This is a genomic window from Clostridium sp. (assembly GCF_051656525.1).
GTDB lineage: Bacteria > Bacillota > Clostridia > Clostridiales > Clostridiaceae > Clostridium.
In genome coordinates, this window is sequence record NZ_JBOGCC010000225.1 from 1 (window position 1) to 5386 (window position 5386).

A 5386-nucleotide genomic window follows, 5' to 3' on the forward strand; every position below is an offset into this window, starting at 1 on the left:
ATACTGTACGTGCAAAAGATAACTCTACTAAAATTATAGAAGCTGATTTAAAAAAGAAAAGAAAGAAAGGGGTTATAGGAACTGGTGCAATGAGTGATCCCTATAATTCTTTTGAGAAAAAATATAAGCTAACTAGAGAGGCATTAAATCTTGTAGATAAATATAAATTTGGAATAGGTATTGCAACTAAAAGTTCATTAATTACTAGGGATATTGATATCTTAAAAAAGATAAAAGAACACTCAGAAGTGTTAATAAAAATAACTATAACATCTATCCATGATGAAGTATCCAAAATCATAGAACCTAATGTAAATCCATCAAGTGAAAGATTTAAAGCAATTAAAGAATTAAGTGATAATGGGATTTATGTGGGAATATTATTTATGCCTATTCTGCCATTTATAAATGATACTGAAGAAAATATAAGAGGGATAGTGAGAAAAGCATATGAATGTGGAGCCAAATTTATTTATACCCACGGAATTGGAGTAACACTTAGAAATAATCAGAGATTTTATTATTATGAAAAATTAAAAGAGATTTATGGTATAGAGTTGGTAAAGAAATATGAAAAAAGCTTTGGGGAAGAATACATATGTCCGTCACCTAATCATGAAAATTTAATGAGAATCTTTAAAGAAGAATGTGAAAAATATAATATTTTATATAAGATGGAAGATATTATTAAAGATTATAAAAGAGATTATGAGAAAACACAGATTGGATTTTTTCAATAAGGAATGAATTTAATTCCAAAGCAAATATGTCTTTTCTTTGAAAAAAATTAATTAAAAGTGTATAATATGAATTAAAAATGAATTAAGGGGATAAGAGAATGGAGAGTAAGAAAACGGATTTAGGAACTGGTAGCATTGGTAGACTTTTATTTAGTTTGGCACTACCGGCTATTATTGCACAGCTTGTTAATGTTCTTTATAACATCATTGATAGAGTTTTTATTGGAAGGATGCCTAGTGGGGAATTAGCTATTGCAGGGGTTGGAGTGGCATTTCCTATTCTTATGATTGTTTCTGCTTTTAGTGCATTAATTGGTATGGGGGCAGCACCACTTGCAGCTATTAAGATGGGAGAAAAAGATAATGATGGGGCTGAGAAGATTATGAGTAATAGCTTTTCGAGTCTTATATTAGTAGGAGTTTTATTAACAGGTGTGTTTTTCATTTTTAAGACACCAATTTTAAATGCTTTTGGTGCTGCACCTGAAACTATTGGATATGCAACTGATTACTTAAGTATATATCTATTTGGAACTATTTTTGTTCAAATAGCTCTTGGAATGAATTCATTTATTACAACTCAAGGTTTTGCAAAGATTGCAATGTCTACGGTTATGATTGGAGCTATTATAAATATTATTTTAGATCCAATTTTTATTTTCGGTTTAAATTTAGGAGTTAAAGGAGCGGCTCTTGCAACAGTATGTGGGCAACTTGTTTCTGTAATTTGGGTTTTAAAGTTTTTATTTGGAAATAAGAGTATTTTGAAAATAAGGAAAGAGTATTTAATGCCAAAGATGAAGGTTATGATTAGTATTTTAGCTCTTGGAGTTGCACCTTTTATAATGCAAGCCACAGAAAGTCTTGTAATTATAACTATGAATAATCAACTTTTAAAATATGGAGGGAATTTAGCAGTTGGTGCTATGACTATAATGAGTAGTATAATGCAAATAATAATTCTTCCAATAGTAGGATTATCTCAAGGTGCACAGCCTATTATAAGTTATAACTATGGTGCTAAAAATATTAATAGAGTTAAAAAATGCTTTAAGCTATTATTATTTTCAAGTATAGCATTTACAACTATAATGTGGATTTTAACTATGTCTATGCCACAAATGTTTGTTAAGTTATTTAATAGTAATCCAGAACTTTTAGAGACGACATCATGGTCTATGAAAATATTTTTCCTTGGAATATTTATATTTGGAGCACAAATGGCATGTCAACAAACTTTCTTAGCGCTTGGACAAGCAAAAATCTCATTAATTTTAGCACTTTTAAGAAAAATGGTTTTATTAGTACCACTTACATTAATTTTGCCAAACTTTTTTGAAAATAAACTTATGGGAGTGCTTGCAGCGGAACCTTTTTCAGATGTAATAGCAGCTCTTACTACAATAGTTTGTTTTGCAGTTTTTTATAAGAAAACATTAAATAAAATAAATGAAAAAGAAGTAGAAGCAGTAGAAGCAGTAGAAGAAAGATTAGTAAAATAAAATTTATAAAAGATTTTTAAATATAAGAAATAAAAAATTAAAAACTCTGAAAAAAATGTCTGAATGAGCATTTTTGAAGAGTTTTTTTTGGTATAATAAGAAAGAATTATATAAGAAATATAGTAGAATTTTTGTAGTAATAGAATTTACAAAAATAATGTATTATGTAATAATAGAATTTATTAAAAAATAAAGGAAAATTATAGAGGTGTAATATGAAAATTGGATTTGACCATAAGAAGTATTTAGAAGAACAATCAAAATACATTTTAGAGAGAGTTAATAATTATGATAAGCTTTATTTAGAGTTTGGAGGAAAATTACTTTTTGATTTACATGCTAAAAGAGTTTTACCAGGTTTTGATGAAAATGCAAAAATAAAGTTATTACATAAATTAAAAGAAAAGGTTGAAATAATTATTTGTGTATATGCAGGAGACATTGAAAGAAATAAAATCAGGGGTGATTTTGGTATAACTTATGATGTTGATGTACTAAGACTTATAGATGATTTAAGAAGTTATGACCTTGATGTAAACTCAGTTGTAATAACAAGATATAGTGGTCAACCAGCTGCAAGTATATTTATAAATAAGCTTGAAAGAAGAGGGATAAAAGTTTATAAACACAGTGCAACTAAAGGATATCCAACAGATGTAGATACTATTGTAAGTGATGAAGGATATGGACAAAATCCATATATTGAAACAAGTAAACCAATCGTAGTAGTTACAGCACCAGGGCCTGGAAGTGGAAAGCTTGCAACTTGTTTAAGTCAACTTTATCATGAGTATAAACATGGAAATGTAGCAGGATATTCAAAATTTGAAACATTCCCAGTATGGAATGTTCCATTAAAGCACCCATTAAATATAGCATATGAAGCAGCAACAGTTGATTTAAAAGACGTGAATATGATAGATTCATTCCATTTTGATTACTATAATAAAGTTGCAGTAAACTATAATAGAGACATTGAAAGTTTTCCAGTTTTAAGAAGAATAATTGAGAAAATTAGAGGAGCTGAATCTGAATTTAAATCTCCAACAGATATGGGAGTTAATAGAGTAGGATTTGGAATTGTTGATGATGAAGCTGTTAAAGAGGCATCAAGACAAGAAATTATAAGAAGATACTTTAAAACAGCATGTGAGTATAAAAAGGGTTATGTAGATAAAGAAACTTTTGAAAGATCAGCTTTAATAATGGAAGAGCTATCCTTAAAAGAAACTGATAGAGTAGTTGTGGACTATGCAAGAAATAAAGCACGTGAAATAAAAGAAGCTAAAGATATAAACAATGAAACAGTTCAAGCTATAGCACTTCAAACTGATGACGGTGAAATATTTACAGGTAAAGCAACTGAGATTATGGATGCTGGTTCAGCGGTAGTATTAAATGCAATAAAACATTATGCAAATATTGATGATACTATTCATTTAATATCACCGGTAGTGTTAGAGCCTATAATGAAACTTAAAAAAGAAAGCTTAGGTTCTAAAAATCCAGCACTTAGTGTTGAAGAAGTTTTAACTGCACTTAGTATATGTGCAGCAACAAATCCAATGGCACAAGTGGCACTTGAAAATCTTGAAAAATTAAGAGAATCAAAAGCACATTCAACAACAATAATAAGCAATAATGATGAGCAAACATTTAGAAAACTAGGAATAGATATTACATGTGATGCTCAATATCCAACAGAAAATTTATACTACTAATTGTATCTAAAGAGTGAAATTGTTAAAAAATTTCACTCTTTTTATGTGAATAAAAGATGAATTGGATTAATAAAATGTAAAAAATAAAAATAATAAATAAATTATGTTAGGAATCTATTCAAATAAGAATAAATTGCATTTATACTGAAATTGTAACAGAAATAAAAACATTTTTAATTTTAAGGAGATGGAATAAATATTATGTTTAATTTTAATCCAAAAGAAGATAAATTCTTCGTTATGTTCATAGAAGAGGCAAAAAATATTCATGAAGCAGCTATTCTTTTAAAAAAAGGATTTGAAAATTTAGATAAAAAAGAAGAGATAAATAAAGAAATTGGAGAATTAGAACACAAAGGTGATTTAATGGTTCACGATAATTTAATTGAATTAAATGAAGCATTTATAACGCCAATAGATAGAGAAGATATATTTAGAATTACAAAAAAGATGGACAACATATTAGATGATATAGATTCGGCAGCTAATAGACTTATTATGTATAATGTTACAAGTATATCAGAAGCATCACTTGAAATGTGTGACATGATTATAGATATAACAGCTGAGCTTTTAAACTTAATGGAAGAGCTTAAGAAAATTGGTAAGAAAAATAGTATGGTTGAAAAGATAAAACGTATCAATGAAATTGAGCATATTGGGGACAGACTATATAGAAAAACTATTACAGAACTTTTCAAAGGAACAGATGCTATTGAAATAGTAAAATGGAAAGATATATATTTAATGCTTGAAAACACTTTAGATAACTGTGAGCAAATTGCAGCAATTGTAGAAGGAGTTGTAATGAAACATGCATAGTGCACTTATAATAACAGGGTTAATTGTAGCACTAGCTTTAATATTTGACCTTATAAATGGATTTCATGATACAGCAACAGCAGTTGCAACTACAATATCTACAAGAGCATTAAGACCAAGAACAGCAATACTTCTTTGTGCATTGTTTAACTTTATAGGTGCATTTATGGGAACAGCGGTAGCTAAGACTGTTGGAGATGATATTATAAATCATCAGTTTTTACCACAATGGTGTTTAGTTGGAGTATTAATAGCATGTATAGTATGGAATTTGATAACATGGTTCTTTGGAATTCCAAGTAGTTCATCACATGCATTAATAGGTTCTTTAATAGGAGCTGGTATTGCATTTAATGGAAGCATAGATAAGATACAATGGGGGAATGTTTTTAATCATGTAGTAGTATGGTTAATTTTAGGACCAGCAATTGGTTTTGTATTAGGATATATAATTATGCTTGCATTAAATTGGGCTTTTAGAAACTCAAATGTAAGAAAATCAAATAAATTATTTTTAAGACTTGAAATTTTAGGGACAGCTTTTATGGCATTAAACCATGGAGCAAATGATGCTCAAAAATCAATGGGGATTATAACAATG

General features: G+C 28.5%; 5 protein-coding genes. All 5 read left to right on the plus strand.

What is annotated here, in order from left to right; all coding sequences use genetic code 11:
• Window positions 1-740: SPL family radical SAM protein (locus tag ACRDDY_RS10950; protein WP_438564988.1), on the plus strand; the 740-nt coding region annotated here is incomplete at its 5' end.
• A 98-nt stretch (window positions 741-838) separates the two neighbouring features.
• Window positions 839-2242: an MATE family efflux transporter gene (locus ACRDDY_RS10955; protein WP_438564989.1), complete on the plus strand. Its 1404-nt coding sequence runs from the start codon at window positions 839-841 to the stop codon at window positions 2240-2242.
• Window positions 2243-2457: 215 nt separating this feature from the next.
• Window positions 2458-3963 (plus strand): DUF1846 domain-containing protein, encoded by a 1506-nt coding sequence (locus tag ACRDDY_RS10960; RefSeq protein WP_438564990.1) that lies wholly within the window; start codon window positions 2458-2460, stop codon window positions 3961-3963.
• Between the two features lie 201 nt (window positions 3964-4164).
• Window positions 4165-4785 carry a DUF47 domain-containing protein gene (locus tag ACRDDY_RS10965; protein WP_438564991.1) on the plus strand — a complete coding sequence of 207 codons (621 nt, stop codon included), beginning with the start codon at window positions 4165-4167 and terminating at the stop codon, window positions 4783-4785.
• Window positions 4778-5386: inorganic phosphate transporter (locus ACRDDY_RS10970; protein ID WP_438564992.1), on the plus strand; the 609-nt coding region annotated here is incomplete at its 3' end. The genes ACRDDY_RS10965 and ACRDDY_RS10970, both read left to right, overlap by 8 nt.

What these genes read in the sequence shown, in the direction of transcription:
- ACRDDY_RS10955 (WP_438564989.1), top strand. Translation starts at nt 839, where the DNA reads ATGGAGAGTAAGAAAACGGATTTAGGAACTGGTAGCATTGGTAGACTT.
- ACRDDY_RS10960 (WP_438564990.1), top strand. Translation starts at nt 2,458, where the DNA reads ATGAAAATTGGATTTGACCATAAGAAGTATTTAGAAGAACAATCAAAA.
- ACRDDY_RS10965 (WP_438564991.1), top strand. Translation starts at nt 4,165, where the DNA reads ATGTTTAATTTTAATCCAAAAGAAGATAAATTCTTCGTTATGTTCATA.